We start from the raw sequence: 23,502 nt of genomic DNA, 5'->3' as shown, positions 1-23,502 counted from the left end.
ATGGATACGAGTACAAACTTTCGGATATCCTCTAACGCAAAAAGGCCCAGAGCTTCGCTCTGGGTTTTCTTATGGGAAGGTCGCATCGTTCAGGTGGTGCATAGCCTCACTACTCCACGCATATACATATAGATAACTTTTCCGTGGTTTCGAACAACATGAGGAGATGATTCTATATGTTTGCGACGATTGTGGCATTTTTTCCAGCGGAGCTTCCAGAGATATTGCTTCGTCTAATACTGGCTTTTTTAGCTGGTGCCGTGATGGGGTGGGAAAGGGAGCGTTTTATCAAGGATGTCAATCGTCAAAGAGGAGCGGGATTTCGCACGTATAGCCTGGTTTGCTTTGGTTCCTGTCTGTTTGGACTAGCTTCTATCTACGGTTTTTCTTCCAATGGAGTAAATCATGATCCGGGACGTGTAGCTGCACAGGTCGTGACAGGTATGGGCTTTCTGGGTGCAGGTGCGATTATTAAGTCCAATGGATCGGTAAAGGGCCTCACCACAGCAGCAGGAATGTGGGTGGCTTCTGCGATCGGATTGATGTTCAGCGCCGGTATGTATGTATCGGCGACTGTAGCTTCATTGTTTGCTTATTTGATCCTGGATCTGCACAAGCTGTTTCCTAAACTTTTTCATGCGTCCAAGCATCCGCAAGAAGAGGACAGTTTGGAGGAAGAAGGTGACAACTAAGCATTTTTGTAAAGAGTATCTTCAGGTAAATGTCATGGATGTTTCACGTGAAACAATTTTGTCAGCAGGAATTGGACGAATATTGCAGAATTACAAATAGAAAAGAAATCGCAATGAACTTCGGGATCAACAAAACATCCGAATCTTTATTTTTTCTCAGGGCTTTTACCGTAATTCCAGCTGAAGCGTCAGGACAAACGTTTCATTCGCTTGGAATGGGAGAAAAAACTGCTTTTGAGAAGTGTAATAAAACTGACTTTCTTGCAGGAATAAAAGGGGAATGTCTACAGCTTACACCTGCGAAGGATTGTAGACACTACTGGGTGACGATGTCCCAAAGTCTAGGCTGATGTGAAGGACAACCCTGATCACGAAGGAAAAGCGGACGGAACGGTTAGAAGTGGGGGATTTTGGTATGGCAGTAAGAGATTCATTTTCTCGTATATTTGGCTTGGGCGAGAAAACAGACAACGAAGAAATTAGTCAGATACCCGTAGAGGATATTGTTCCCAATCCATACCAGCCGCGGACGGTATTTGATGACGAAAAAATTGATGAGCTGTGTCAGACGATTCGTACACATGGATTAATTCAACCGATCGTGGTTCGGGTCAGAGATGGTCGATATGAATTGATTGCCGGAGAGCGGCGTTTGCGAGCGACCAAAAAATTAGGGATGGAGCGAATTCCTGCGATCGTAAAGGAATTTAACGATGCCCAGACAGCATCGATTGCGCTCATCGAAAACCTGCAAAGAGAGGGCTTGACTGCCATTGAAGAGGCGGTAGCTTATCAAAAGTTGATTGATCTGCACAATTTGACACAGGAGAGTCTTGCTCAACGTTTGGGAAAAGGTCAATCGACTGTAGCAAACAAGCTGCGACTATTGAATTTGCCTCAACCGATTCAGGATTCGTTGATGGCTCGTCAGCTAACAGAGCGTCATGCACGTGCTTTGATTCCATTGAAGGATGAAACCTTGCAGCTAAAGGTGATGCAAGAGATTCTCGAACGGGAATGGAATGTAAAGCAGACAGAGGTAAGAGTCAAGCAGCTGCTGGAAGCGGATGATAAACCCAAAAAGGAGAAGGAATCCAGACCGAAATGGAAAGCTTTCTCCCGAGATGCACGCATTGCAATAAATACGGTTCGACAGTCGATCGATATGGTCATGCAGACGGGGCTTCCAGTACACACAGATGAGGAGGATCATGAAGAGTTTTATCAATTCACGATCCGAATACCGAAGAGTAAGGAAGCTGGCAAATAGAAGATTCGAAAAGCAATTCTTTTGTGGATAGACGGTGGCGAAAAAGCCGCCTTTCTTTTTGGCAGTATCGGAAAAAATCCCTAATCATTCAGGGAACTTCATTCTATCTATCGTTCGCAAGGCTTATTCTTTGCACATCCAGCAAAAAACTGAGTACGGCAGGGCAGTAAATCTGGTAACATGAAAAGTACACGGTGAAAAAGGAAATAGGAGTAGAGCTATTCGGTTTACATGCGAGTGGAAAGAGAGGCTCGGCTTCCTTTCCTACACGAAAAAAATGAGGTGGAGAAGTTGGGTAAAATCATTGCGGTAGCGAATCAGAAAGGCGGCGTCGGGAAGACAACTACGTCCGTTAATCTCAGCGCTTGTCTGGCCGCATTGGGGAAAAAAGTACTCATGGTAGATATTGACCCACAAGGAAACGCCACTAGTGGTATTGGTGTGAATAAAGCCGATGTGCGGTACTGTATCTACGATGTCCTGATCAACGACATCAGCCCCGTTGATGCCACTTTGCCTACTGAAATTGAGGGTTTAATGATCATTCCGGCCACAATTCAATTGGCAGGTGCAGAGATTGAGCTTGTTCCAACCATTTCACGCGAAGTGCGTTTGAAAAAAGCGCTGGAGGTTGTGAAAGACAAATACGACTACGTGATCATTGATTGTCCGCCTTCACTGGGGATTTTAACGGTTAATTCACTAACAGCTGCTGATTCCGTGCTGATTCCGATCCAATGCGAGTATTATGCGCTGGAGGGTCTTAGCCAATTGCTCAATACGATTCGACTCGTTCAAAAGCATCTCAATTCTCAATTGGCTATCGAGGGCGTTGTTCTGACCATGCTGGATGCACGTACCAACCTTGGGATTCAGGTCATTGAAGAAGTGAAGAAGTATTTCCAGGAAAAAGTATACAAAACCATTATCCCGCGGAATGTTCGTTTGAGTGAGGCGCCATCACATGGACAAGCCATTATTACGTATGATCCACGTTCTAGAGGTGCGGAGGTCTATTCAGACTTGGCGAAGGAAGTGGTAGGGGTATGACAAGAGGTTTGGGAAAAGGGCTGAATGCGCTTATAACCTCCAACCTCATCGAGGAAGGAGAGCAAGTAAAAGAGGTTCCAATCAGTGAAATTCGTCCGAACCCGTACCAGCCCCGTAAGGAATTTGAGCCGGCTGCCATTGAAGAGTTAGCACAGTCGATTACGGAGCATGGCATCGTACAGCCTTTGATTGTTCGGAAAAGTATCAAGGGCTATGATCTGGTTGCGGGTGAACGACGATTGCGTGCGGCAAAATCCATTGGGTTAAAAAATGTGCCGGTTATCGTAAAATCGTATTCCGATCAACAGCTGATGGAGATCGCGTTGATCGAAAATTTGCAAAGAGAAAATTTGAATCCATTGGAAGAAGCTGAAGCGTATGGGAAGCTGATTTCTCATCATGAGTACACGCAGGAGCAACTGGCCAAAAAGGTGGGGAAAAGCAGACCTCATGTAGCCAATATGCTTCGTCTTTTGCAGCTTCCAGAAAAAATCCGACATCTGCTTTCTACATCCGCTATCACGATGGGACATGCCCGAGCGCTGCTGACGGTAGAGAAAGAACAGGTGCAGCTGCAATTGGCGAAAGACGTGATCGACAAGGGTCTAAACGTACGCCAATTGGAAGAAATGGTGAAGCAGCTTACTGTTTCACGTGAAACAAAAAAGAAAAAGCCGTCGAAAAACGAGCCTGTATTGATCGAAATGGAAGAGAAGCTGCGCAGCCGGTTTGGGACTTCCGTAAAGATCAAAAAAGGGACAAAGCGGGGGAAGATCGAAATCGATTTTTACTCGCCCGAAGATTTGCAACGGATTTTAGATATCCTGGTTATAGAAAAAGGAGTCTAGGAGGTAGCTATGGCGATCATTTATTTGGATAACGCAGCCTCGACTTGGCCGAAGCCGCCTGGTGTCAAAGAAAAGATGGCAGAAGTCATCGAAGACTTTGCAGCCAATCCTGGCCGGGGAGGACATGCCCTGGCGATGAAAGCGAGCAAAACGGTATTTCGTACACGGGTGCAGTTATCGCGGTTGTTTGGGATTCAAAACCCGAATAACCTCTTTTTTTATCTCAATGCAACTCAGGCGCTGAATCAAGCCATAAAAGGCTTTTTGAAAGAGGGAGATCACGTCATCTCCTCATCCGTCGAGCACAATTCTGTTCGCCGTCCACTTGAGTACATGAGTAAAACCAAACAGGTAGAAGTGACTTATGTGGAACCTAGAGGCGATCAGCTGTTTCATCTGGAGGATTTCGTGCAGGCCATCCGTCCCAATACGCGTCTGGTGGCGATCAGCCATGCCTCCAATCTGACCGGCGTGATTTTACCTGTTGCGGAGCTGGGTGCAATGGCCAAGCAGCACGGAATTACGTTTTTAGTAGATGCTTCCCAAACGGCTGGTGTTTTGCCGATTCATGTAGAAGAAATGAAAATCGATATGCTTGCTTTTCCAGGTCATAAAGGACTGTATGGACCACAGGGCACTGGCGGACTGTATGTTCACGGCGATATTGATCTGGAGCCATTGATTCACGGGGGAACAGGCAGTCAGTCAGAGGCGATCGAACAACCGACGACACGTCCGGACCGCTACGAGAGTGGAACGGTAAATACAGTTGGATTGGCTGGATTGCTGGAAGGTGTCTCGTACGTCATGGAAAAAGGGGTAGAGGACATTGGCCAGCATGAATGGGAGCTTGTCAAAAAAACCATCGTGGGCTTGGGAAAAGTAGCAGGCGTTACGGTTTACGGGCCAGGAACGGAAACGAAGAGGGTCGGTGTCGTATCGTTTAACATTCAAGGTGTCGATGCTTCAGAGGTATCGTTTATCCTGGATCAGCAGTATGGCATCGCTACGCGTGCAGGCTATCATTGCACGCCGCTCGGACATCAGACAGCAGGTACGGAACAAACGGGTGCAGTGCGGGCCAGCTACGGCATTTTTAATACGGAAAAAGACGTAGAAATCCTCATTGAAGCCGTTAGCGAAATCGCAGCTGCATTTCGCTAGATAGAAGGATAATAGATAGAGAGAGGCACTATTAGGGGGAAATCTTGTGATCTTGTTGGGAACCCTGGTCAATGCTGTAGCAATCATAGCAGGCGCCTTGTTGGGACGTTTGTTGACTCGCATACCAGAATCTATTCGGCAAACCGTCATGCAAGGTATTGGACTAGCGGTGATCGTATTGGGCATCAAAATGGCTTTGGGGACGGATAATATTCTACTGTTGATCGTCAGTATCGTGGTAGGAGCCATCATGGGGGAATGGATCAGAATCGATCACGGTTTGAACCAAATGGGCAAATGGCTGGAGCGCAAAGTAGGTGGAAACAAGGAGGGGAGCATTGCTACCGGATTTGTTACCGCAACGCTTGTCTATTGCATTGGCGCTATGGGAGTATTGGGTGCATTGGATAGCGGATTGCGCAACAATCACGACATCCTGTACACCAAAGCATTGTTGGATGGATTTTCGGCTATATTGTTTACCTCTACATTGGGAATAGGCGTGCTGTTTTCAGCCATTCCGGTTTTTGTGTATCAGGGATTGATTGCTCTATTGTCCACACAAATAAACAATCTGGTCAGTCAGGAGATGCTGGATGCGATCTTGCTTGAAGTAACGGCTGTTGGTGGCCTGATGATCATCGCCATTGGTATTAACATTTTGGAGCTGAAAAAAATTCAGGTGGCCAATATGCTGCCTGCTCTCGTCATTGCCGCATTGGGTGTGCCGTTTGCTGCATGGCTATCTACCGTTCTCTGAACATGATTGAAACAGGGCTCTCTCGAATCATGGAGGGCTTTTTTCTTTGCTTTCTTTTCACACTATTCAGGTCATGCGATAATAAATGAAGAAACGCGAACACAGGACGTTCTTACAGCAAACAAGAGCGGAGAGGATGTCATGCTTGGGATTATTGTCAATCCGATGTCCGGAAGTGGCAAAGGAAGAGATACATGGAAGCAGTTAGAGCCGACGCTAAAGGGGCTAGGAGTCGATTATCAGGTGCGGAAGACATCTGGGATAGGGGAAGCTCAGAAACTGGCTGTTGAGTTGATTCAAAAAGAGGGAGTAACGAAAATCATCGCGGTAGGCGGAGACGGAACTGTGAATGAAGTCATGAATGGCATACAGCAATCAGGCAAGCCGTGTCTGTTTGGACTGGTGGCGGCAGGCTCAGGGAATGATTATGCAAAAGGCCATGGTCTGGCAGTAGAGCCTGTTCAGGCCTTAACTCGCATTTTAAAGGAAGAATCGAGGAAAACCATTGATTTGATCAAAATAAACGAGCGAATCGCGGTAAATGTGGTAGGAGCAGGCTTTGACGCGCTGGTGGCCAAAAAGACAAATGAAGCCTCATACAAGGGATGGTTGAATAAAACCAAGCTTGGCAAGGTGGCATATGTGTTATCTGTTCTGAGTGTGATTCGCTCCTTTCAGCCTTGCGATGTGAATCTGGTCGTCGATGGCCAAACCTATCACGTGCAGAAGGTATGGCTGATCGCTATCGCAAATATACCGAATTTTGGAGGGGGCATGCGAATCTGTCCGGATGCGGTGCCTAATGATGGAGTGGCAGAAATTTGCGTCGTCAGCAACGTCAGCCGTTGGGAGCTTCTGTTTGCTTTTCCGTTGATCTTTTCGGGTAAGCACGCCAAGCATCCGGGGGTTCGTTTTTTTCGCGGAAGGCATATCCACATTCAATCGCAAAACCCCTTGTTTGTTCAAGCAGATGGAGAAGTGGTTTCCCATACACCGATGACAGTAGAAATGCTGCCGAGCTGTCAGGCCGTATGCGGATAAATGCTTTTGAAGCAAGAAGAGACTTGTCTGCCCACATTCGTGAGGCGAACAAGTCTTTCCCTATGCCAGAGGACTAGTCCCGCAGCACAGATCCTAAACGGGGTTCTCCCGAAGAAAGCGAGGATGCTTTGTAAATGCCGGATGCGATGATTTCAGCCATTTTCATCACAACGGCAAGACGTGTGTTTTGCAGAACAAAGTATTCCATGAAGCCGCCGACATTGACAATGCCTGTAATGTGAAAGGTCCCGACAGAAGGCAGATCTTTTTTTACCCCGGCCCCTGGTTTAAGCGGGCCGTTGGCTACATTGATGTTGCCGACATTGCTGAACTGACCCAGACAGGCATCGATGGCAATGATGGTGGATTGGGGATGAGTGCTCTGAATAAAGTCCATTTTTTCATTTAAGTTCATTGCATGGACGGGATCTTCCAGTGTTCCGTATACCTGAAGATGGCGAGATGCATGCGTTTGCAATTTACTGCCTACCAAAGGTCCCAATGCATCGCCGGTCGAGCGATCCGTACCGATACATACGATCACCATATCGCTGTCATAGGGTTTTAATCGAAAGCGCTGCGCAAGGTGTTGAGCCAGCTGATCATCAGCGTTTTCACTGCGGTATTCCACCTTGAAGGGTGGCAAAAAACAGTTGTTACTCTGGTTGAACGTATTCATGAATGGCTACCTCCACTCTTGCGGTCTTGGCCCAAAAAAATGGTTAAAGTATTCACAGTATAGTACCGAGATCTCGTTTTTATACCAGCTAATGGGAAGGTTGCGGAGGTTTAGAAAAATCAGCGAAACTGGCATGTGAAAAGATGAACAGGTACAATAGGAGTATGATTCTGGTCGGTGGACCGGTTGTGAAGGAGGTAGCAGGGTGGGAGGAGAGACTGTCCTGATTGCATTTGACTCCACGCAGCAGGCATTGCGGGCAGAAATGCTGCTGGAGTACGCAGACATAGAGATTGATACGAGACCTACGCCCAAGGAGATCACAGCTGGGTGTGCCCTTTCGATCGAGTTTTCACTTTCTGATTACAAACAAGGAAGAGACGTAATGGAAGAACAGCAGGTGACGATACGCGGCTATTTCCGTTCATTTTCTGGTCGATATCAGGAAATAGACGAAAATGGAGAATTGAAGGGGTGTGTGTGATGGAGGGAAAAAACTTCTTCGGAAGCTTATATGATAAAGTCTTCGAGTATGTAACCAATACCGATATGTGGATCGAGATCGGGCTGGTTGTCTTAAAAATCATCGCGATAATTATTTTGTCGCGTATTCTCGTCTCGATTGTTCAGGCGGCGGTGAATCAGGTCTTTCGCCATCGTCAGGGAAACAAGCTGCAAATGGAGCAGCGACGTGTGGACACGATGCGTGTTCTGGTCAATAACGTCGCGCAATACACGATCTATTTTCTCGCTTTGCTAATGGTATTACAGCAGATGGGAATTGATTTGCGACCTGTTCTGGTCAGTGCAGGGGTGCTTGGGCTGGCGGTTGGATTTGGAGCGCAAAGCTTGGTGCGCGATGTCATTACCGGCTTTTTCATTATTTTTGAGGATCAGTTCGCGGTAGGAGACTTCGTGACGATCAACAATATGACGGGAACGGTTCAGGAGATCGGCTTGCGGATCACTCGGATTCGAAGTTGGACGGGAGAGGTCTTTATTTTCCCGAATGGAACGATCAATCAGGTGACCAATTTTTCATTGGCCAATACGCTGGCAGTCGTCGATGTATCCGTAGCCTACGAGGAGGATCTCAAGCAAGTCGAGAGCATCTTGAAGGACATCATGACACAGGTAAAAACAGAATTGCCTGATGTCGTCGCAGATCCGCAAATTCTGGGTGTGCAGGCTCTGGGTCCTTCCGAAGTAGTCATGCGCATTACAGCGGAATGCAAGCCGAATACGCACCACGGCGTCAGCCGCAATATGCGAGCGATGATCAGGACGGAATTTACGAAGAGAGGCATACAGATTCCATATCAAAAAATTGTTGCGATGCCAAGTAAAGGACAGGAGCATGCCGGAAAGGAGTACTCATAATGGAGCGAAAGCAGTTTGGATTGGGTGATGTCGTACAGATGAAAAAAGCGCATCCCTGTGGAACAAATGCTTGGAAAGTGATTCGGATGGGAATGGATATCCGGATCAAATGCACGGGATGTGAACACAGTGTCATGATTCCGCGGTTGGAATTCGAACGCAAACTAAAAAAAATTCTGATACAGGCACCAGAAACGGAAGATACACAATCCTAAAAAACATTTTTGAACGACCCTTCTGTCTTTTTTTACAATTCCTCTAACGATGGAGATCAGCCAGTAGAAAAACGGAGGATCCCACGTGTAAATGGGGAGGGATAAGATGGGTGCAAAGGCAAGAAAGTGGATGCAGTTAGTTTGTTTGACGGTATTGTTGTTGGCAATCGGCTTTGGTTCCAATCAGTCAGCTCTGGCGAAGAGTGATGGAGGATGGATAGTGAGCATATCCCCATCTCAAGGAGCCAAAGAGGTCGCAACAGACACGCTGATCGTCATGAAATTTAGTGAGACGGTCACTTTGAAAAATAAAAAACCGCTCACAGACAAATCCGTCTCGACATTCGTTCAATTGAAAAATGAAAAGAACAAGAATGTCAAATTCACGGCAAAATGGAACAAAAACAATCGGACGATCACGATAGACCCAGTGGGTAATCTGGAAGAAGGACAGCAGTACACCGTTACTTTGGTGGAGAAAAAATTGATGAACGGGCGGTCACAACAAAATCCAAAAGTAAGCCAATCGTTTACGACGAAAAAGGCGGTCGATCGGATAGCTCCGCAAGCGATCATTTTGCCTGGAAACGGCGCCAAAAAGGTAAAACTGCAGGAAAAGCTCACCTTTCAATTTGTTGAAGATGTCGTTTTGACCAATGGGGAGGCATTGACCAGCAAGAATGCAAACACACTTGTACAAATCCGGGATAGCAAGGGCAACGAAGTGGTCTATACGAGCACATGGAACAAGACCAAACGCATGCTGACGGTAAAGCCAAAAGGGGGCAAATGGCAGCCCCACACGACGTACCAAGTTCATGTGATAGCTGGCAAGGTCGAGGATTTGGCAGCAAATCGCAATCCGGGACAGTCGTCCAGTTTTTCCACAGGTGATCGTTAAGTGAATAGATGTAAAAAAGGATGCAAGCCTGTGGGCTGCATCCTTTTTCAGTTGTACAATTCCGTTGATCGTACAGATGGTATGACGGATCATGGTCGGATTGGCTATAAAGTTAGCACAATGAAGTCTAACTGTGGATAGACACCGATGCTATGTTTCTATAGTGATAGTGAAGGTAAAGCAGATCCGCTTACCTTCAGATAAGCCGGATCACAGCGGGATGGTTAGTCGCAGTCACAACCAACGATCACGAGCAGGATAAAGAGAACCAAAATCAGCGCGAAGTCGTCGAAGCCGTTAAAGATACCCACTTGCTAACACCTCCTACCCTAGATTCAATACCTATGCTATGTCAGAACATGAAAAGAGGTATGGGCGGGTGTCACGGTTTTGATGAAAATAAGTTATACACAAGCTATCCACAGAAAATGTGGACAACTTTTATGCGAATAATCAAGCACATGAGACAAAAAGGAGGACAAACAGGTATGTTTAGTAAAGTTATCCACAACTTTATCCACAAAATAATGATAACTCTGGATAAAATAACTTTACTTAATGAATGTTAAGAATATTTTATTAACAAGCAGGGATTTTCTATTGGTAAAGATAATTATTATAACTATATTTTGGCAATGATAATATGAAAACCTCAATCGAGGTTAATTCAAGGAGGAGCGACCGTGTTTTAGAGGAAAGTTGTCATGCGTTCCAGAAAGTTTAAGCATGGATGATTTGGTACTATGAAGCAATTAAACTTTCTTACACGTTCAAGAAAGGGGAGACTGATTTTGAAGAAACATGTTTTTGCTTCTGTTACAGCTGTTGCGATTGCATTGTCTACCGTATCTGCTCCATTCATTCCTTACAGCTCACCTGCTGTAGCCTTTGCAGCTGAAAGCGCGCCTGAATACAAGAATCGCGCTGAAATCCCTGACCAATACAAATGGAAACTTGATCATATTTATCCGAGCGTGAAAGAGTGGGAAAAGGACGTAGCCAAGGTAGAAGAGCTGGCCAAAGCGTATACCAAGCATCAAGGCAAGCTGGGGAATTCGGCAGCGTCCATGCTGAAAGCTTTTGAGGACTATGTCGAAATGATGCGCATCAACGACAAGGCTTATGTGTATGCCAATATGGCCCTGGACGTGAACTCAGCCAATTCCGAGCTGCAAGAGCTGTCCGATCGCGCAGAGAAAATGTACACGCTGGTTTCCGAAAAAACAGCCTGGATTCAACCTGAAATCGTAGCGATCCCGGATGCAAAGATGAAAACTCTGCTGGCGGACAAGAGCCTGGAACCATACAAGCTCGTGATCGAAGACATGCTGCGCAACAAGCCTCACTCCCTGTCCAAAGAAATGGAGGAGCTGCTGGCCAAATCTTCTCCATTGGCCAATTCGCCAACCACGATATACGGGATGCTTTCTAAAGATGTGAAGTTCCCTAAAATCAAGGATGAGAAAGGGCAAGAGGTACAATTGACGCGTGCCAATTTTATCTCTTACATGGAAAGCAAGGACCAGCGTGTTCGCCAAGAGGCATTCAAGGCGTACTACAGCTCTTTGCTGAACTTCCAGGACTCATTTGCCCAGACATTGGGGGCAAAGGTAAAGGCAGACAATTTCTATGCAAGCGTACGCAATTACAAATCTGCACTGGAAGCTAGCCTGACGCCCAACAATATTCCAACTAAGGTGTACGACGAGCTGATTGATACGGTGAACGACAATTTGCCGCTTTTGCATCGCTATATCTCCTTGAAGAAAAAGATGTTGGGTGTGAACGAGCTTCACATGTACGATATTTACGTTCCCATCGTGGAGTCCGATGACCGGTACATTCCTTTTGAGGAAGGCAAGAAAATGGTCGTCAACGGCTTGCAAGCCATGGGAGACGATTACGTATCTGTATTGGCAGAAGGAATGGATGCTGGCTGGGTAGATGTCTATTCTACAGATGACAAGCGAACCGGGGCTTATCAGTGGGGAGCGTATGATACGCATCCATACGTATTGCTCAACTATCAAGGGACGCTGGACGATGTGTACACGATCGCCCATGAGATGGGGCATGCTATGCAGTCGTACTACACCAACAAAAATCAACCGTACATTTCCTCAAACTACCCAACGTTTACAGCAGAAGTGGCATCAACGATGAACGAAACCCTGTTGTTCAAGAGCATGTATGCCGAAGCGAAAACGAAGGAAGAGAAGATGTACTTGTTGAACCAGTACCTGGAGAATTTCCGTTCTACACTCTTCCGTCAAACGCAGTTTGCGGAGTTCGAGAAAGCCATTCATGATCGCGAGCAGGCAGGAGAATCCCTCAACGCCGAGGCCATCAAGAAAATTTACCTGGATATCAACAAAAAGTACTATGGCAAGGACATGGTTTCGGACGATGAGATCGCGATGGAATGGGCGCGCGTTTCTCACTTCTTTAACTACCAATACTACGTGTACCAATACTCGACCAGCTTTGCTGCAGCGCAAGCCCTCGCCAAGCAGGTGATGGATGAAGGACAGCCAGCGGTAGATCGGATTCGCACTAACTTCCTCGAAGCGGGCAATTCCGCACCGCCAATTGAAGTTCTAAAGGCAGCAGGTGTAGATATGTCTACCTCCAAGCCTATTGAACAAGCGATGGAGATTTTTGAGGAAACCTTAAATGAGCTGGAGAAGCTGGTAAACGAGAAGTAAGAAATGAATGTCTGAAGCAGAAAAAAAGGCTCCCTTTCCGCGACTGGAGAGGGAGCCTTTTTAGCCAAGGCCAGAAAGGCTTAGTAGGCGATTCCTACCCGTGTGTGCAGATGCTTTTGTGAAAACAACTGCTCATAGGCGAAGTCAGCGGTGTCGTATACGGAAATTTCCGTTGCGTTCTCCGGTAAATAATCGGCCTCTATACGATAGCTGCCTACGCGAGTTCCTTCAGGCAGGTAGGTGGGACAAACAATCGTCCAGTCCAAGCCGGAAGCTTCCAGCAGCGAGTAGGCCTGATGATGCTCCTGGGAAGCACGCGTCAGGGAGCGCCTCGATTCACTGGACTGGTAGCGCAGCAAGTCTGGGGAGACTCTGCTTTGCAAAATGCCGGCAGTCCCTACGGTCACAATGCGCGAGATGCCCGCCTTTTTCATGGTCCCGATAACCAGTGGGAGACCTTGGGACAAGACGTCCGCACCATCCGTGCTCAAGGCACTGATGACCGCCTCTGCGCCTTTCATGGCAGCTTCGACATCAGAAGCGTTCAATACGTTGCCCTCGATGATTCCAAGCAGACCTGGTTCGAGATCTGAGAGCTTGTCTTTTGAACGGACAAGAACGGTCACCTGATGACCATCCTTTATTGCGTTGTTCAGCACCTGGCGGCCTACGCGACCTGTGGCGCCAAGAATCAGCAATTTCATCAATTCCATCCTTTCGTACTTCCGCTTTTTCTTTCGCATTGCCTCCCAGTCTAGCATTTCTTTTTTTGTCTCACCAGTTTGTCATATGGTTTAAAGGAGGAAGGAGGACGAAAGTTGCCACAAGGAGACAATTGTATTCTCAAATGCAAATCTATATACTTAAAAGGATGTCAGGAAGAGTATAAGGAGTGTATATAGATGGGTGCATCTTGTGGGATTGTTGGTCTGCCTAACGTAGGTAAATCGACACTGTTTAACGCTATTACGCAAGCAGGTGCAGAATCGGCCAACTATCCGTTCTGTACGATCGACCCCAATGTAGGGATCGTGGAAGTACCAGATCCAAGATTGGCCAAATTGACTGAAATTGTTGTACCTAACAAAGTAGTTCCGACTGCTTTTGAATTTGTAGATATCGCGGGTCTGGTAAAAGGGGCGAGCCGAGGCGAAGGTTTGGGCAACCAGTTCCTGGGTCATATTCGAGAGGTAGATGCGATCGCACACGTCGTTCGCTGCTTTGAAGATGAAAATATTACACACGTATCCGGACGCGTCGATCCACTGAGCGATATGGAGACGATCAACCTGGAATTGATTTTTGCAGACTTGGATTCTGTAGAGCGCCGCATCGAGCGTATCGCACGCAAGGTGAAAGCAGGAGACAAGGAATCCAAACAAGAGCTTGACGTTCTGGAAAAGCTGAAGGCTGCTTTTGAAGAAGGACAGTCTGCACGCAGTGTGGAGTTGGATGACGAAGAACGCAAATGGGTGCGCGAATTGCATCTTTTGACTATCAAGCCCATGCTCTACGTATGCAACGTGGCAGAGAATGGCATTCTTGATGCGGACAACAATCCGCATGTCCAGACGGTACGTGAGCACGCTGCTGCTGAAGGTGCGCAGGTCGTTGTCATCAGCGCGAAAGTTGAAGCAGAAATCGCCGAACTGGATGGCGAGGACAAGGAAATGTTCCTGGAAGAACTGGGACTTTCTGAATCCGGTCTCGACCGTCTGATTCGCGCAGCCTATGAGCTGCTTGGTCTGGTTACGTACTTTACCGCAGGCGTGCAGGAAGTTCGCGCGTGGACGATCCGTCGCGGGACGAAAGCACCTGGAGCAGCTGGCGTGATCCACACGGACTTCGAACGCGGCTTTATCCGTGCTGAAGTGATCGCTTACAACGATCTGATCGATGCGGGTTCCGTAGCTGCAGCACGTGAGCGCGGGAAGTACCGTTTGGAAGGAAAAGAGTACGTAGTAGCCGATGGAGATGTCATGCATTTCCGGTTTAATGTTTAAGACATTTTCTTGATTCAAGAGAGTCGGTTTGCTATAATCTAATAATGCGAGTATTAATGGAGTGCATTTATCTGCGTTCAATCAGCACTCGCTCCTTGCCCAATAAGGGCCGTTAAAGTCCATAAGGAGGTGGAAAAGGTATGCGTAAATACGAAGTGATGTACGTGTTGCGTCCAGACCTTGAAGAAGAGAAAGTGAAATCCAATGTGGCTCGTTACAGCGATGTTGTAACTAACTACGGTGGCGAAATCACCAAACTTCAAGAAATGGGCAAGCGTCGTCTTGCGTATGAGATCGAAAAGTTCCGTGAAGGTTACTACGTTTTGATGAACTTCACCGCAAATCCAGATGCTGTTGCGGAAGCAGAGCGTCTCATGAAAATTAACGACGACGTTATCCGCTTCATGTTCGTTCGTGATGAGCAGTAATTGTCGTCTCGGTCAGAGGGGGACTCAAGATGAATAAAGTCATTCTCATCGGCAACCTGACGAAAGATCCAGAACTTCGCTACACGCCAAATGGCGTTGCCGTTGCTACTTTTACCGTGGCTATCAACCGTCCGCGTACCAACCAAGCGGGCGAGCGTGAAGCCGATTTCATCAATATTGTCGCGTGGCAAAAGCTTGCCGATCTTTGTGCCAGCTATTTGCGCAAGGGCAGACAAGCTGCCATCGAGGGACGTCTACAAACACGCTCCTACGACAATAAAGAAGGAAAACGCGTATATGTGACGGAAGTCGTTGCTGAAAACGTTCAATTTTTGGGCGGAAGAGGCAACGAAGGTGGTGGAGACAATGCCGGATACGATCCAGGTCCAGGCTTTGGCGGCGGCAACAGACCGTCTCCGCAGAGAAACGATGATCCATTTGGTGACCCCTTCGCGAGTGCTGGCAAGCCGATCAACATATCGGATGATGATTTGCCGTTTTAGAGAGCGTAACATCTGAGATCAGAAAATGCTTTAAGACCTCAGTAAAATCAAGGGGTTTTAAAGCATTTTAACTGTGTAATGGTAATCTTCATTTACGACCAGCATCCACGGTTTATTAAGATCGCGCGATGTTGAGTAAAGTGTGTAATACGTTATGACCGTCAATGTAGTCTAGTGATGATGACCATCCTTATTTCAAGATGTGGGTGTAGCCCCGTAGTGAGAAGTCGGGTGTGGGTAAGTCGTAAGACTTATCCATACCCAACTTTGAACTAGAGGATAGTCAGAAAAAACTTGGCACGTTAACCAATGTGCAATAATGAAGGGAACGAGAAAATAACAATGGCATTTGCACAAAGAAATGACGAAGAACGTGGTGAAAGAAAGTTTGCTCCACGTAGAGGTGGCAAAGGTAAACGTAGAAAAGTTTGCTACTTTACAGTCAATAAAATTACTCATATTGATTACAAAAATACGGAAGTTCTTAAAAAGTTCATTAGCGAACGTGGGAAGATTCTTCCTCGCCGTGTGACTGGAACAAGCGCAAAATATCAACGTGCATTAACAGTTGCAATTAAACGTGCTAGGGCGGTAGCGTTGCTTCCGTACACAACGGATAATATCTAGGAAAAAGGTGTGTTGGCCTTATGGCAACACACCTTTTTCTATGGCAGCACAAAAGAGTTCATTGAACCCGCGGCGGAAGAGCATTGCATGTGCGAATCGTTCCTTTTGTTTCTTGAGTTTACTCCGGAACTCAACTATGATAATTGACAATTAACTCTATAATAATAGATGATGGATGATATACACACTCAAGATCGGTAAAAGTGGGAAAACATTGGCTAAACATCATATAGGATTGATCTCGGTGGTGATGAATATGGGCAATCTGAAAATTGAAAAAACTTTCAATGAGGCCGGAAAACGAAATGTAGTAGTTGTGGATGAGGACTACAACACGCGCATCTTATGGGTGCGGGCGCCGCATTCGAGAAAAAAGTTATGAAGCAGATCGAGTACCAAATTGCCACTGTTAAAGACATAATCACCGTTCCATGCTTTGCCCATCGAATCGCCGGGCAACGAGGTTTGAGCCGTTGCAATAAAATGGTAGGTATTGCGTTTGTCAAGCCCGTTGCGCAGAGGGGCCGCATCCGGATCTGCCGGAAATGTGGAACCGGACAGGCATAAATTAATGGAATTCATCACCAATTCCACATGGCCAACCTCCTCCGCCGTAATGCTGGCCACAAGTTCATAAAAGGGCTTCAGCTTTTTTTGCTGCGAAAATTCGAAGATTGGACCAAATAATTATTCAACGTAGACATCTCCCCGAAACGGCCGCCTAATAGTTCCTGCACAGCCGCCGCGGCGTTGGCGTCCGGATGTTTGGGAACAGGCAATGCAATGGGCAATCGATTGATGCGCTTGAACATGGCGGACATCATCCCCTTATCAAATTAATGGTTCTTATTATTTTTATGACAGGGATCGTTTGTCTCATGCCGCGCTGGAGCGCTAAGAGGGCATAACCCAAATCATTTGCTGCGTGCGCAGAAAAAATGAGGAATTGTTTGTTTGCAGCAAGACATGATCCGGTTTCACGTCGGTTATCGTACCCCGAACAGGGCCCCGAGACGTTTCAATAACCACCGGCTTTCCTTGAAGCGAGCGCAAGGTGTGATAAAAATACGGGTCAACCAAGGTTACTGTGGATAATGCGGGATTTGCCGTTTCCCTGTACATTCCATTCGGATAAGCATACACGATGAAATCTCCTCCTCATTCTCGTTACCATTTAGCCTATGCCGAAGTAAGGAAGGTTGTGTTTCCGCCTGTGTATAGACAAACAACCCGATAAAAATGACCGGAAACCGGGCGGATGCCGTTGTCGCTTCTATGCGTCTGCCATAGACTGATGCTGTAAGTTCAAAATTCACCTACCCAAGGAGGAATGGTTTTGAATGCAGTTTACTAAACAGGCAATGCCCATGTTTACGCATGACCACGCCGCTTACGTCAGGCAAATGCACGACTGGCACATGAAAATGGCTCAATATCACGACCAATTGCGTGCCTTTCATCTGGAAAGAGCGAAACAATTTCAAAAGCTGGCCGAAGAAAGAGCGAAAACGTCAGAAATACCCAGCGGCACCAGCGCCGCTTAAAGGCGAACCGACATGGAGCGATGTGATGAGTTGGCAGCACTCCGAATCAAAATCTGGGACCGTTATGTAACCCTTCGTTCCCAATATGGAACCCGGATGCCTTTGTCTTTCGATCAGTTCTGGTACGACTTTTTGGCCAGGCACATGATATCCGACAGCAAGGTTGAGAAAGTGTATGAGGACTTCTGCAACAACTGGGAGAAGCAGTGTTCGCGAAATGTTCACGAATCAAGTCATCGGCAGGAAGGAGGCCGCTGAAAAAGATACGTTTTTTCTGTGATGCCTCGATTTTTAAGTTTGATGTTGCAGGAAAATAAGGAAAAGTCCGTTTAAAGCCGTCTCACAGGCTAAAAACGGACTTTTTGCATCGCAGAAAGAAGGCGAGGGGACTTTTTTCAGTGGCCTCGCAGGAAGCCCGTGGTTTTTCACGAAATGACTGATAATCTCCGGACTGCCAACAGCCCGGAACTGCGAGGTATGTTTTTTTTCATATCGGGAAAAATAATACTGGACTAAACGCGAAAGGGGGGGAGCCGATGCGTTGGATCGGTTGGTTTCAAAAGCAAGACAAAAGCAATACGCCAAAAGAAGCCGATACTCAACCTCCCGCAGGCAACTTGTCTCCGCAGCACGTGCAGCAATTGTTTCACGATATTCACGATGCACAGGTGCATGAGTTGGATGCGGGAGTGCGGAAAGTCAAGCTGTTTTACATCCGTTCCTTTGTGGATCAAAAACAGGTCGAAAGCGACATCGTGCTTCCCCTTTTGCATGCCCCGGACGAACAAGCAGGACAAAAGGTGATTTCCGAAGATCGGGTGGACGTAACGACGTTGCAGCAAGCCGAAGAACTCATCCTGCAGGGAGGAATTCTTGTTTTTGATGAGATCGGGAACGTTTGCGCGGTCAAAAAGCAGGATCAACTCGGCCGCACTATCGAATCTTCCGAGCAGGAATCGATTGTGTACGGTCCCAAAGACAGCCTGAACGAGCGGCTTGACAAAAACTTGACCTTAATCCGTCGCCGGCTGCCCGTAGCAAGCCTAAAGTCAAAGAAATGGACCGCCGGATCGTTAAGCAAAACTTCTGTTGTGCTGCTGTACATGGAAGGTATTGTCAATCCGGAACTGGTGCGGATCGCAGATATGAAGACGAAACAAATTGATTTCGATGTGCTTCTCGATTCTTCCCATATCTCCGCTTTGATGGAGGACCACGTCAACAGCGTTTTTCCGCAATTTCAACAGACGGACCGTCCGGACGTGCTGGCCGCGGCGCTGGCCAGCGGCAAAGTGGTCTGGCTGGTGGACAACACGCCGTTTGCGCTTGTAGCGCCCATTACGTTCTTTGATCTGTTTCAGTCCCCGGAGGACTATATTCACCGATGGATGGTGGGCAGCTTCCTGCGGGGGCTTCGTTTTGTCGCGTTCGTGGCTGCACTGTTTTTGACCCCGGCTTACGTGGCGGTGACGGTTCACCATTATCAGATGGTTCCGCTGGAGATGCTGTTTGTCCTGATGCAATCCCGCAGTGAAATTCCGTATCCTCCGTTCTGGGAAGCGTTGCTCATGCTGCTGACGCTGGAGATATTAAAGGAAGCCAGTTTGCGCATGCCGACCAAATCCGGCCAAACGCTCGGCGTCGTGGGCGGTATTGTCATCGGTCAAGCGGCCGTGGAAGCAGGAATCGCAAGCAATGTGATGGTCATTGTGATCGCCATCTCCGCCATCGCCTCGTTTCTCGTTCCCAACTATTTGATGACGAACGCGAGCAAACTGCTCCAATTTGCCCTGCTCATTCTGGCATCATGGCTTGGGATGTGGGGCATCGGGTTCGGTTTGCTCTGGCTGTGCATCCACCTGCATGGGCTGACTTCGCTCGGGCAGCCGTATTTGTCCCCGCTAAGCCCGTTTTTTGCAAGCGACTGGAAAGATACGGTGTTTCGTGCGCCGCTGTCCAGGATGCGCACAAGGCCGGCTTATTTGAAGCCGCTGCAGCGGATGCGCGTTACCGGGAGGAAACCGTGATGGCTTCTCGTGTAGGTTCGGCCGGTTTGTTTTCGATTTCAGCGCCCTTCGGTTTCTTGTCCCTCGCCTTCTGGGCGAACCGGATGCAAACGTTATATTATCTTTTATATTTGCCCAGTGTGCTTGCGGAGCCGGTTATGATCGGCCTCATCCTGCTGGCGGCGGGATGCTCGCACCTCAACATTTTGATGATTGCCCGCTGTTTTGCATGGAAAGAAACGCCCGGCGGTTATCTCGGCATCGTCCGCACGTTGGGAACGGCGGTGTCTTTCCTGTTTTTGCTTGCGGGGCTGTTCGCTGTTTTGATGAAAGGTATCGTGCTGATGATGGGTTATGTCGATATTGTGCACCATATTTTGTTTCCCGCCTTACATGCTACGTTGTTTGGCATCCTGCTATTGTGTGCTTGCGTATACCTGGCTCGATTGGGCATGGAGAAGACCGTTCGTTTTGCGATCGTTGCGTTTGTCGGCACGATATGGGTTACCTTCCTGTACGTGCCGTTTGCGTTTTCGCCGGCTGCCGAATACCGCCATCTGCTCCCTCTTCTTCCGGAGCACATGCCCCAAGGCATCTGGCAAGCCTTTCTTACGGTATGGGCGGCGTTCTCCGGTCCCGAATATATGCTGGCATTGCCGAAAGAGGCGGTAGACGCGAAGAAATTGAAAACGGCTCTCATTGCCGCCAATGCATTTACCGCATTCGAATACATATTCTTTTTTGTCATTTGCCTGACGTTTTACGGATCCGATTATTTGCAACGGCAAGACTTGCCGATCGTCGATCTGATCCGGTATATTCAGCTTCCTTTCGCCGAACGGCTGGAAATGATCCTGATTCCAGCCTACGCCATTTCCTTCGTTTACGTCGTCGCCATCCTTCTATTGTATGCGGCGGGAGCAATCCAATGTCTTGCGCGTAGTCGTCTTTCAGCAGGAAGAGCGCCGCTTTGGTTGGCGTTTTTGATGATGCTTCTGCTGACATGGATGGCCGGTCGCTGGATATGGCCGGACGAATGGAAAGCCAAGGAGTGGATCACCTGGCTTTCATGGCTGGATGCCAGCACCTATACTGTTTTGCCTTTCGGCTTCTTCCTCTTGGGATGGATCACGATTCGCAGGAAATGGAGGGTCCGACATGCCGGCGGCTCGAAATAAATGGTTTCTTCTTTTGTGGATGTTGCTTGTTCTCGGCGGTTGCTCGTTTGTCGATAAAACCAATACCATTGAGGAAATATCGCCGGTTGTATTGCTTTATCTGGATGAAGGGAACGACGGATCCGTAAAGCTGTCTACCATCATTTCCCCGCTGAAGAAAGAGAAAAAGAGCGTGATTACCACGTCCTCCAATACGTTAATCGAAGGGAGATACTTACGAAACTTGAAGTATTACCGGGAAACGAAAGGGGGGCAGATCCGAATGATTTTCTTCTCCGAAGCCATGGCTAACCGGGGGCTGACGTCTCTGCTCGATACGTTACTGCGTGATCCCGAAATTTCCAGCCGCGTGTTTCTCTCTGTTGTGCGTGGCGATATGATCGGATATTTGAACAGGCAGATGCAGAGCGGGCAGGAGGAAATCGACTTGTATCTGTACAAAATGTTTGCGCACTACGAAAAGCAAGGGCAATTGACGACAAGCAACGTGCATGAATTCCTGGCCAGGGTGTACAACCCTTATGCCGATCCGGTTCTTCCCTATTACGCCGTCGCGAACAATGAACTTCGTTATTCCGGGACGGCGCTGTTCCGCGGGGATAAGATGGTCGGAAAGATTCCGCTGTCCGATGACGTCTTTTTCCAAATGCTGCGTGAAAAGAGAGGCGTTCAAAAGACGGTGCCGCTATCGGAGGCGGATGTCGTGCTCGGCAGTATCAAAACCGAGCGGCAAATTCATTTTACCGATTCGTTCCGGAACGTTCATATTGACGTGATGCTTAAAGGACGGGTGGAAGAAGTCCCCGCTGGACAGAAGACGGACAGCCCACGGGAACTGCAGGAGTTCGAGCGTAAACTTGAACGGAGAATCCAGGAGAAGCTGGAGAAGATTATCGATCGAACGCAGGCGTTAAGAGTCGATCCGTTCGGGCTGGGAATGCACACGGTAGGGTGGAAGGAACGGCCATTTACCCGTGAACAGTGGAACCAACGATGGCCGGATATGGACGTGACGATCCATGTTTCGTTGAAGTTGGAGCATACCGGGATGTTCGATTCGCATGCGGACCGGCGATGAAGACGCAGCTCGCGCGCCCTGTGTCACTCGCCAATGAACGCGTCTTCATGACATGGAACGTTTGAAGCCGCGTACAAAAGCGCTCACATTCCCCAAACAGAAAGTCCCCTGCGGATTGTGGATTTCGCATGCTCAGCGGCCAGCCTGTACCTGAGTTTTGATCCGGTCAACATACGATTCCGGCATGATCGGAAGGTGCGCAGCAATCCACAGGAATTCCCCCTTGCAGGATGTGTGAAAGGAATTGACGTTCGACGCCTCTGGAATCGTAAGGTAGCTTCCAAATCTTTACGAATTTTTTTCGCACGAAAAATTTTATGTGTGGCGTCTGGAACCGGATCAACTGATCAATTATACCGGCGTTGTGATGCTGCACACCTTTTGCATTTATCCTTTGACTGCTTTTCTCTACCTGACTCGTTTTCCAGAAGTCGAATGGAAGGCTGCGGTTCACATTGCAAAATGGGTGCTGATCTATATCGGTGTAGAATGGGTTGGATATCGCCTCGGTTATATTACCTACTCCCACGGCTGGAATTGCTGGTGGTCGCTTTTCTTTGATGTACACATGTTTCTGATGCTCCATCATACAAAGCCGGTTTGGAGCATCCCGATGACGATACTGTCCATCTTCTTTTACTTGATCCTGTTCGGTTATCTGTAAAGAATCCATGCCCCGTGACTGGCATTTTTGCCGAGGACGCATATAATGACGTGATCCAACTTTTGAGGAGTGATGAATCATGTCCGTTGCGGCTCAAACAAGTACAAAGAGTGTACCTCCCTTTTCCATATGGGGGGTTCATGCATCTGTCGCCGGAAGACCGGTTGTGTGGGGCAAACTCGTGATGCGTGTTTTGCCGGATCAACAAATTCAAGGCACCATCCGATTTCGCGGAACGCCGATTCCGATTGAAGGAAGCTGGAATGAAAGCGCGCAGCAGATCATGTTTCATTCCCCCTACGCCGCCTACTCCGGCCATTTATCCATCTACGACGATGTCCAGATTCAACTTCGGCATCTGGTTCTCACCGGACGCCTCCAGATGCTCCCCCCCTCTTTACAGGCAGGTGAGTATGGAACCTGGGTAGCGACAACAGATATAAGCTTGCCGGAGTATAGCGGCTATGTCCCGCCCCAACCGTCTTCAACTTCGCTGCCGCCGGTTGGCGTATTTGTAACGTCGAATATACTGTATGGAAACTCGCGGTTATAAAGCAGGCACCTATCCGTCATTGTCCCCAAATATGGCCTTGACGGATAAAAAATGATCGTTGCCGGGTTCTGTGCAGGGTATGGAAATGGAATCGCTGGTGCATCGTCTTGTCAACAGAAGAGCACATGATGGGGATCCAGATAACGGAAAGGGGTGGAATCGGTGGACGAAAATCAGATTCATCATGCAATCGAACAAGCCTATCAATTGATT

General features: G+C 47.8%; 28 protein-coding genes and 1 pseudogene. 24 read left to right on the top strand and 5 right to left on the bottom strand.

The annotated features are described in order from the left end of the window. Window positions 1-176: 176 nt before the first annotated feature. The 8 genes from JZI27_RS22330 to JZI27_RS22295 all read left to right on the top strand — a co-directional run bounded on the left by JZI27_RS22330 (window position 177) and on the right by JZI27_RS22295 (window position 6,825). Window positions 177-692, top strand: a complete 516-nt coding sequence (locus tag JZI27_RS22330; protein WP_122909537.1) for an MgtC/SapB family protein — start codon at window positions 177-179, stop codon at window positions 690-692. A 47-nt stretch (window positions 693-739) separates the two neighbouring features. After that, window positions 740-1,042 (top strand): hypothetical protein, encoded by a 303-nt coding sequence (locus tag JZI27_RS22325; protein ID WP_280209363.1) that lies wholly within the window; start codon window positions 740-742, stop codon window positions 1,040-1,042. Between the two features lie 65 nt (window positions 1,043-1,107). Continuing rightward, window positions 1,108-1,962: a nucleoid occlusion protein gene (noc, locus tag JZI27_RS22320; RefSeq protein WP_280209361.1), complete on the top strand. Its 855-nt coding sequence runs from the start codon at window positions 1,108-1,110 to the stop codon at window positions 1,960-1,962. Between the two features lie 291 nt (window positions 1,963-2,253). Then, window positions 2,254-3,012 carry a ParA family protein gene (locus JZI27_RS22315; RefSeq protein WP_122909546.1) on the top strand — a complete coding sequence of 253 codons (759 nt, stop codon included), beginning with the start codon at window positions 2,254-2,256 and terminating at the stop codon, window positions 3,010-3,012. Continuing rightward, a complete protein-coding gene (locus JZI27_RS22310) occupies window positions 3,009-3,860 on the top strand; it encodes a ParB/RepB/Spo0J family partition protein (RefSeq protein ID WP_122909534.1) in 852 nt (283 codons plus the stop codon). Before JZI27_RS22315 ends, JZI27_RS22310 begins: the two co-directional genes overlap by 4 nt. Before the next feature lie 9 nt (window positions 3,861-3,869). After that, window positions 3,870-5,024, top strand: a complete 1,155-nt coding sequence (locus tag JZI27_RS22305) for an aminotransferase class V-fold PLP-dependent enzyme (RefSeq protein ID WP_280209360.1) — start codon at window positions 3,870-3,872, stop codon at window positions 5,022-5,024. A 46-nt stretch (window positions 5,025-5,070) separates the two neighbouring features. Further along, window positions 5,071-5,784 carry a DUF554 domain-containing protein gene (locus JZI27_RS22300; RefSeq protein WP_122909532.1) on the top strand — a complete coding sequence of 238 codons (714 nt, stop codon included), beginning with the start codon at window positions 5,071-5,073 and terminating at the stop codon, window positions 5,782-5,784. 141 nt (window positions 5,785-5,925) lie between these two features. After that, window positions 5,926-6,825, top strand: coding sequence for a diacylglycerol/lipid kinase family protein (locus JZI27_RS22295; protein ID WP_280209357.1), 900 nt, complete (start codon window positions 5,926-5,928; stop codon window positions 6,823-6,825). Between the two features lie 73 nt (window positions 6,826-6,898). Here JZI27_RS22295 and yyaC read toward each other — a convergent pair whose 3' ends face one another. After that, the gene (yyaC, locus tag JZI27_RS22290) at window positions 6,899-7,504 is read right to left on the bottom strand and encodes a spore protease YyaC (protein WP_122909530.1); all 606 of its coding nucleotides are present in this window, start codon (window positions 7,502-7,504) and stop codon (window positions 6,899-6,901) included. A gap of 205 nt (window positions 7,505-7,709) precedes the next feature. Between yyaC and JZI27_RS22285 the strand changes: the two genes are divergently transcribed. From JZI27_RS22285 to JZI27_RS22270, 4 genes are all read left to right on the top strand, one after another. Then, a complete protein-coding gene (locus JZI27_RS22285) occupies window positions 7,710-7,988 on the top strand; it encodes a putative Se/S carrier protein (protein ID WP_122909529.1) in 279 nt (92 codons plus the stop codon). Further along, on the top strand, window positions 7,988-8,884 hold the full coding sequence (locus tag JZI27_RS22280; RefSeq protein ID WP_251244812.1) for a mechanosensitive ion channel family protein: 897 nt from the start codon (window positions 7,988-7,990) through the stop codon (window positions 8,882-8,884). The genes JZI27_RS22285 and JZI27_RS22280 overlap by 1 nt, the downstream gene beginning before the upstream one ends. Then, entirely contained in the window at window positions 8,884-9,099 is a 216-nt protein-coding gene (locus tag JZI27_RS22275; RefSeq protein ID WP_122909527.1) for a DUF951 domain-containing protein, read from the top strand. The genes JZI27_RS22280 and JZI27_RS22275 overlap by 1 nt, the downstream gene beginning before the upstream one ends. 106 nt (window positions 9,100-9,205) lie before the next feature. Next, window positions 9,206-10,000 (top strand): Ig-like domain-containing domain, encoded by a 795-nt coding sequence (locus JZI27_RS22270; protein ID WP_280209355.1) that lies wholly within the window; start codon window positions 9,206-9,208, stop codon window positions 9,998-10,000. A gap of 224 nt (window positions 10,001-10,224) precedes the next feature. Here the strand turns inward: JZI27_RS22270 and JZI27_RS22265 are convergent, their stop codons facing one another. Beyond that, window positions 10,225-10,311: a YjcZ family sporulation protein gene (locus JZI27_RS22265; protein ID WP_017246824.1), complete on the bottom strand. Its 87-nt coding sequence runs from the start codon at window positions 10,309-10,311 to the stop codon at window positions 10,225-10,227. 480 nt (window positions 10,312-10,791) lie between these two features. Between JZI27_RS22265 and pepF the strand changes: the two genes are divergently transcribed. Next, complete coding sequence (gene pepF, locus JZI27_RS22260) at window positions 10,792-12,705, top strand: oligoendopeptidase F (protein WP_251244814.1); 1,914 nt, start codon at window positions 10,792-10,794, stop codon at window positions 12,703-12,705. 80 nt (window positions 12,706-12,785) lie between these two features. Here the strand turns inward: pepF and JZI27_RS22255 are convergent, their stop codons facing one another. Beyond that, window positions 12,786-13,409, bottom strand: a complete 624-nt coding sequence (locus tag JZI27_RS22255; protein ID WP_280209353.1) for an NAD(P)-dependent oxidoreductase — start codon at window positions 13,407-13,409, stop codon at window positions 12,786-12,788. A 198-nt stretch (window positions 13,410-13,607) separates the two neighbouring features. On the opposite strand from JZI27_RS22255, the gene ychF reads away from it, so the two are divergent. From ychF to rpsR, 4 genes are all read left to right on the top strand, one after another. Continuing rightward, the gene (gene ychF / locus JZI27_RS22250) at window positions 13,608-14,708 is read left to right on the top strand and encodes a redox-regulated ATPase YchF (protein ID WP_122909524.1); all 1,101 of its coding nucleotides are present in this window, start codon (window positions 13,608-13,610) and stop codon (window positions 14,706-14,708) included. Window positions 14,709-14,848: 140 nt separating this feature from the next. Beyond that, a complete protein-coding gene (gene rpsF / locus JZI27_RS22245) occupies window positions 14,849-15,136 on the top strand; it encodes a 30S ribosomal protein S6 (RefSeq protein ID WP_122909523.1) in 288 nt (95 codons plus the stop codon). Between the two features lie 29 nt (window positions 15,137-15,165). Continuing rightward, window positions 15,166-15,639: a single-stranded DNA-binding protein gene (locus JZI27_RS22240; protein ID WP_122909522.1), complete on the top strand. Its 474-nt coding sequence runs from the start codon at window positions 15,166-15,168 to the stop codon at window positions 15,637-15,639. A 342-nt stretch (window positions 15,640-15,981) separates the two neighbouring features. Next, window positions 15,982-16,266, top strand: coding sequence for a 30S ribosomal protein S18 (gene rpsR, locus JZI27_RS22235; RefSeq protein WP_023559051.1), 285 nt, complete (start codon window positions 15,982-15,984; stop codon window positions 16,264-16,266). 333 nt (window positions 16,267-16,599) lie between these two features. On the opposite strand, the pseudogene JZI27_RS22230 reads toward rpsR, so the two are convergent. Further along, window positions 16,600-17,078: pseudogene (locus tag JZI27_RS22230) on the bottom strand (manganese catalase family protein); the annotation flags it as partial. Window positions 17,079-17,160: 82 nt separating this feature from the next. Continuing rightward, window positions 17,161-17,409, bottom strand: a complete 249-nt coding sequence (locus JZI27_RS22225) for a YuzF family protein (RefSeq protein ID WP_127607729.1) — start codon at window positions 17,407-17,409, stop codon at window positions 17,161-17,163. Between the two features lie 197 nt (window positions 17,410-17,606). Here JZI27_RS22225 and JZI27_RS22220 point away from each other — a divergent pair, with 197 nt between their 5' ends. The 7 genes from JZI27_RS22220 to JZI27_RS22190 all read left to right on the top strand — a co-directional run bounded on the left by JZI27_RS22220 (window position 17,607) and on the right by JZI27_RS22190 (window position 23,289). Continuing rightward, window positions 17,607-17,810, top strand: a complete 204-nt coding sequence (locus JZI27_RS22220) for a hypothetical protein (RefSeq protein WP_028407024.1) — start codon at window positions 17,607-17,609, stop codon at window positions 17,808-17,810. Between the two features lie 12 nt (window positions 17,811-17,822). Further along, the gene (locus tag JZI27_RS22215) at window positions 17,823-18,068 is read left to right on the top strand and encodes a hypothetical protein (RefSeq protein WP_280209348.1); all 246 of its coding nucleotides are present in this window, start codon (window positions 17,823-17,825) and stop codon (window positions 18,066-18,068) included. 278 nt (window positions 18,069-18,346) lie between these two features. Next, window positions 18,347-19,837: a spore germination protein gene (locus tag JZI27_RS22210; RefSeq protein WP_280209347.1), complete on the top strand. Its 1,491-nt coding sequence runs from the start codon at window positions 18,347-18,349 to the stop codon at window positions 19,835-19,837. Beyond that, window positions 19,837-20,994: a GerAB/ArcD/ProY family transporter gene (locus JZI27_RS22205; RefSeq protein ID WP_280209346.1), complete on the top strand. Its 1,158-nt coding sequence runs from the start codon at window positions 19,837-19,839 to the stop codon at window positions 20,992-20,994. Before JZI27_RS22210 ends, JZI27_RS22205 begins: the two co-directional genes overlap by 1 nt. Beyond that, window positions 20,975-22,072 carry a Ger(x)C family spore germination protein gene (locus JZI27_RS22200; RefSeq protein ID WP_280209345.1) on the top strand — a complete coding sequence of 366 codons (1,098 nt, stop codon included), beginning with the start codon at window positions 20,975-20,977 and terminating at the stop codon, window positions 22,070-22,072. Before JZI27_RS22205 ends, JZI27_RS22200 begins: the two co-directional genes overlap by 20 nt. A 319-nt stretch (window positions 22,073-22,391) precedes the next feature. After that, window positions 22,392-22,736, top strand: coding sequence for a hypothetical protein (locus tag JZI27_RS22195; RefSeq protein ID WP_023559058.1), 345 nt, complete (start codon window positions 22,392-22,394; stop codon window positions 22,734-22,736). Window positions 22,737-22,815: 79 nt separating this feature from the next. After that, window positions 22,816-23,289 carry a hypothetical protein gene (locus JZI27_RS22190; protein WP_023559059.1) on the top strand — a complete coding sequence of 158 codons (474 nt, stop codon included), beginning with the start codon at window positions 22,816-22,818 and terminating at the stop codon, window positions 23,287-23,289. Window positions 23,290-23,502 lie beyond the last annotated feature (213 nt).

It is taken from the genome of Brevibacillus sp. AY1, assembly GCF_029870785.1.
GTDB classification, from domain to species: domain Bacteria; phylum Bacillota; class Bacilli; order Brevibacillales; family Brevibacillaceae; genus Brevibacillus; species Brevibacillus invocatus.
Note: the sequence above shows the minus strand (reverse complement) of the source record. Positions and strands in the feature narration are given on the sequence as shown.

Excerpts from the sequence above, each read along its gene's own strand:
- JZI27_RS22330 (WP_122909537.1), top strand. The coding sequence starts at position 177 with ATGTTTGCGACGATTGTGGCATTTTTTCCAGCGGAGCTTCCAGAGATA.
- rpsR (WP_023559051.1), top strand. The coding sequence starts at position 15,982 with ATGGCATTTGCACAAAGAAATGACGAAGAACGTGGTGAAAGAAAGTTT.
- yyaC (WP_122909530.1), bottom strand. The coding sequence starts at position 7,504 with ATGAATACGTTCAACCAGAGTAACAACTGTTTTTTGCCACCCTTCAAG.
- noc (WP_280209361.1), top strand. The coding sequence starts at position 1,108 with ATGGCAGTAAGAGATTCATTTTCTCGTATATTTGGCTTGGGCGAGAAA.
- JZI27_RS22280 (WP_251244812.1), top strand. The coding sequence starts at position 7,988 with ATGGAGGGAAAAAACTTCTTCGGAAGCTTATATGATAAAGTCTTCGAG.
- JZI27_RS22240 (WP_122909522.1), top strand. The coding sequence starts at position 15,166 with ATGAATAAAGTCATTCTCATCGGCAACCTGACGAAAGATCCAGAACTT.
- JZI27_RS22220 (WP_028407024.1), top strand. The coding sequence starts at position 17,607 with ATGCAGTTTACTAAACAGGCAATGCCCATGTTTACGCATGACCACGCC.
- JZI27_RS22210 (WP_280209347.1), top strand. The coding sequence starts at position 18,347 with ATGCGTTGGATCGGTTGGTTTCAAAAGCAAGACAAAAGCAATACGCCA.
- JZI27_RS22215 (WP_280209348.1), top strand. The coding sequence starts at position 17,823 with ATGGAGCGATGTGATGAGTTGGCAGCACTCCGAATCAAAATCTGGGAC.
- ychF (WP_122909524.1), top strand. The coding sequence starts at position 13,608 with ATGGGTGCATCTTGTGGGATTGTTGGTCTGCCTAACGTAGGTAAATCG.
- JZI27_RS22190 (WP_023559059.1), top strand. The coding sequence starts at position 22,816 with ATGTCCGTTGCGGCTCAAACAAGTACAAAGAGTGTACCTCCCTTTTCC.
- JZI27_RS22305 (WP_280209360.1), top strand. The coding sequence starts at position 3,870 with ATGGCGATCATTTATTTGGATAACGCAGCCTCGACTTGGCCGAAGCCG.
- JZI27_RS22255 (WP_280209353.1), bottom strand. The coding sequence starts at position 13,409 with ATGAAATTGCTGATTCTTGGCGCCACAGGTCGCGTAGGCCGCCAGGTG.
- JZI27_RS22205 (WP_280209346.1), top strand. The coding sequence starts at position 19,837 with ATGGCTTCTCGTGTAGGTTCGGCCGGTTTGTTTTCGATTTCAGCGCCC.
- JZI27_RS22200 (WP_280209345.1), top strand. The coding sequence starts at position 20,975 with ATGCCGGCGGCTCGAAATAAATGGTTTCTTCTTTTGTGGATGTTGCTT.
- JZI27_RS22310 (WP_122909534.1), top strand. The coding sequence starts at position 3,009 with ATGACAAGAGGTTTGGGAAAAGGGCTGAATGCGCTTATAACCTCCAAC.
- JZI27_RS22270 (WP_280209355.1), top strand. The coding sequence starts at position 9,206 with ATGGGTGCAAAGGCAAGAAAGTGGATGCAGTTAGTTTGTTTGACGGTA.
- JZI27_RS22295 (WP_280209357.1), top strand. The coding sequence starts at position 5,926 with ATGCTTGGGATTATTGTCAATCCGATGTCCGGAAGTGGCAAAGGAAGA.
- rpsF (WP_122909523.1), top strand. The coding sequence starts at position 14,849 with ATGCGTAAATACGAAGTGATGTACGTGTTGCGTCCAGACCTTGAAGAA.
- JZI27_RS22275 (WP_122909527.1), top strand. The coding sequence starts at position 8,884 with ATGGAGCGAAAGCAGTTTGGATTGGGTGATGTCGTACAGATGAAAAAA.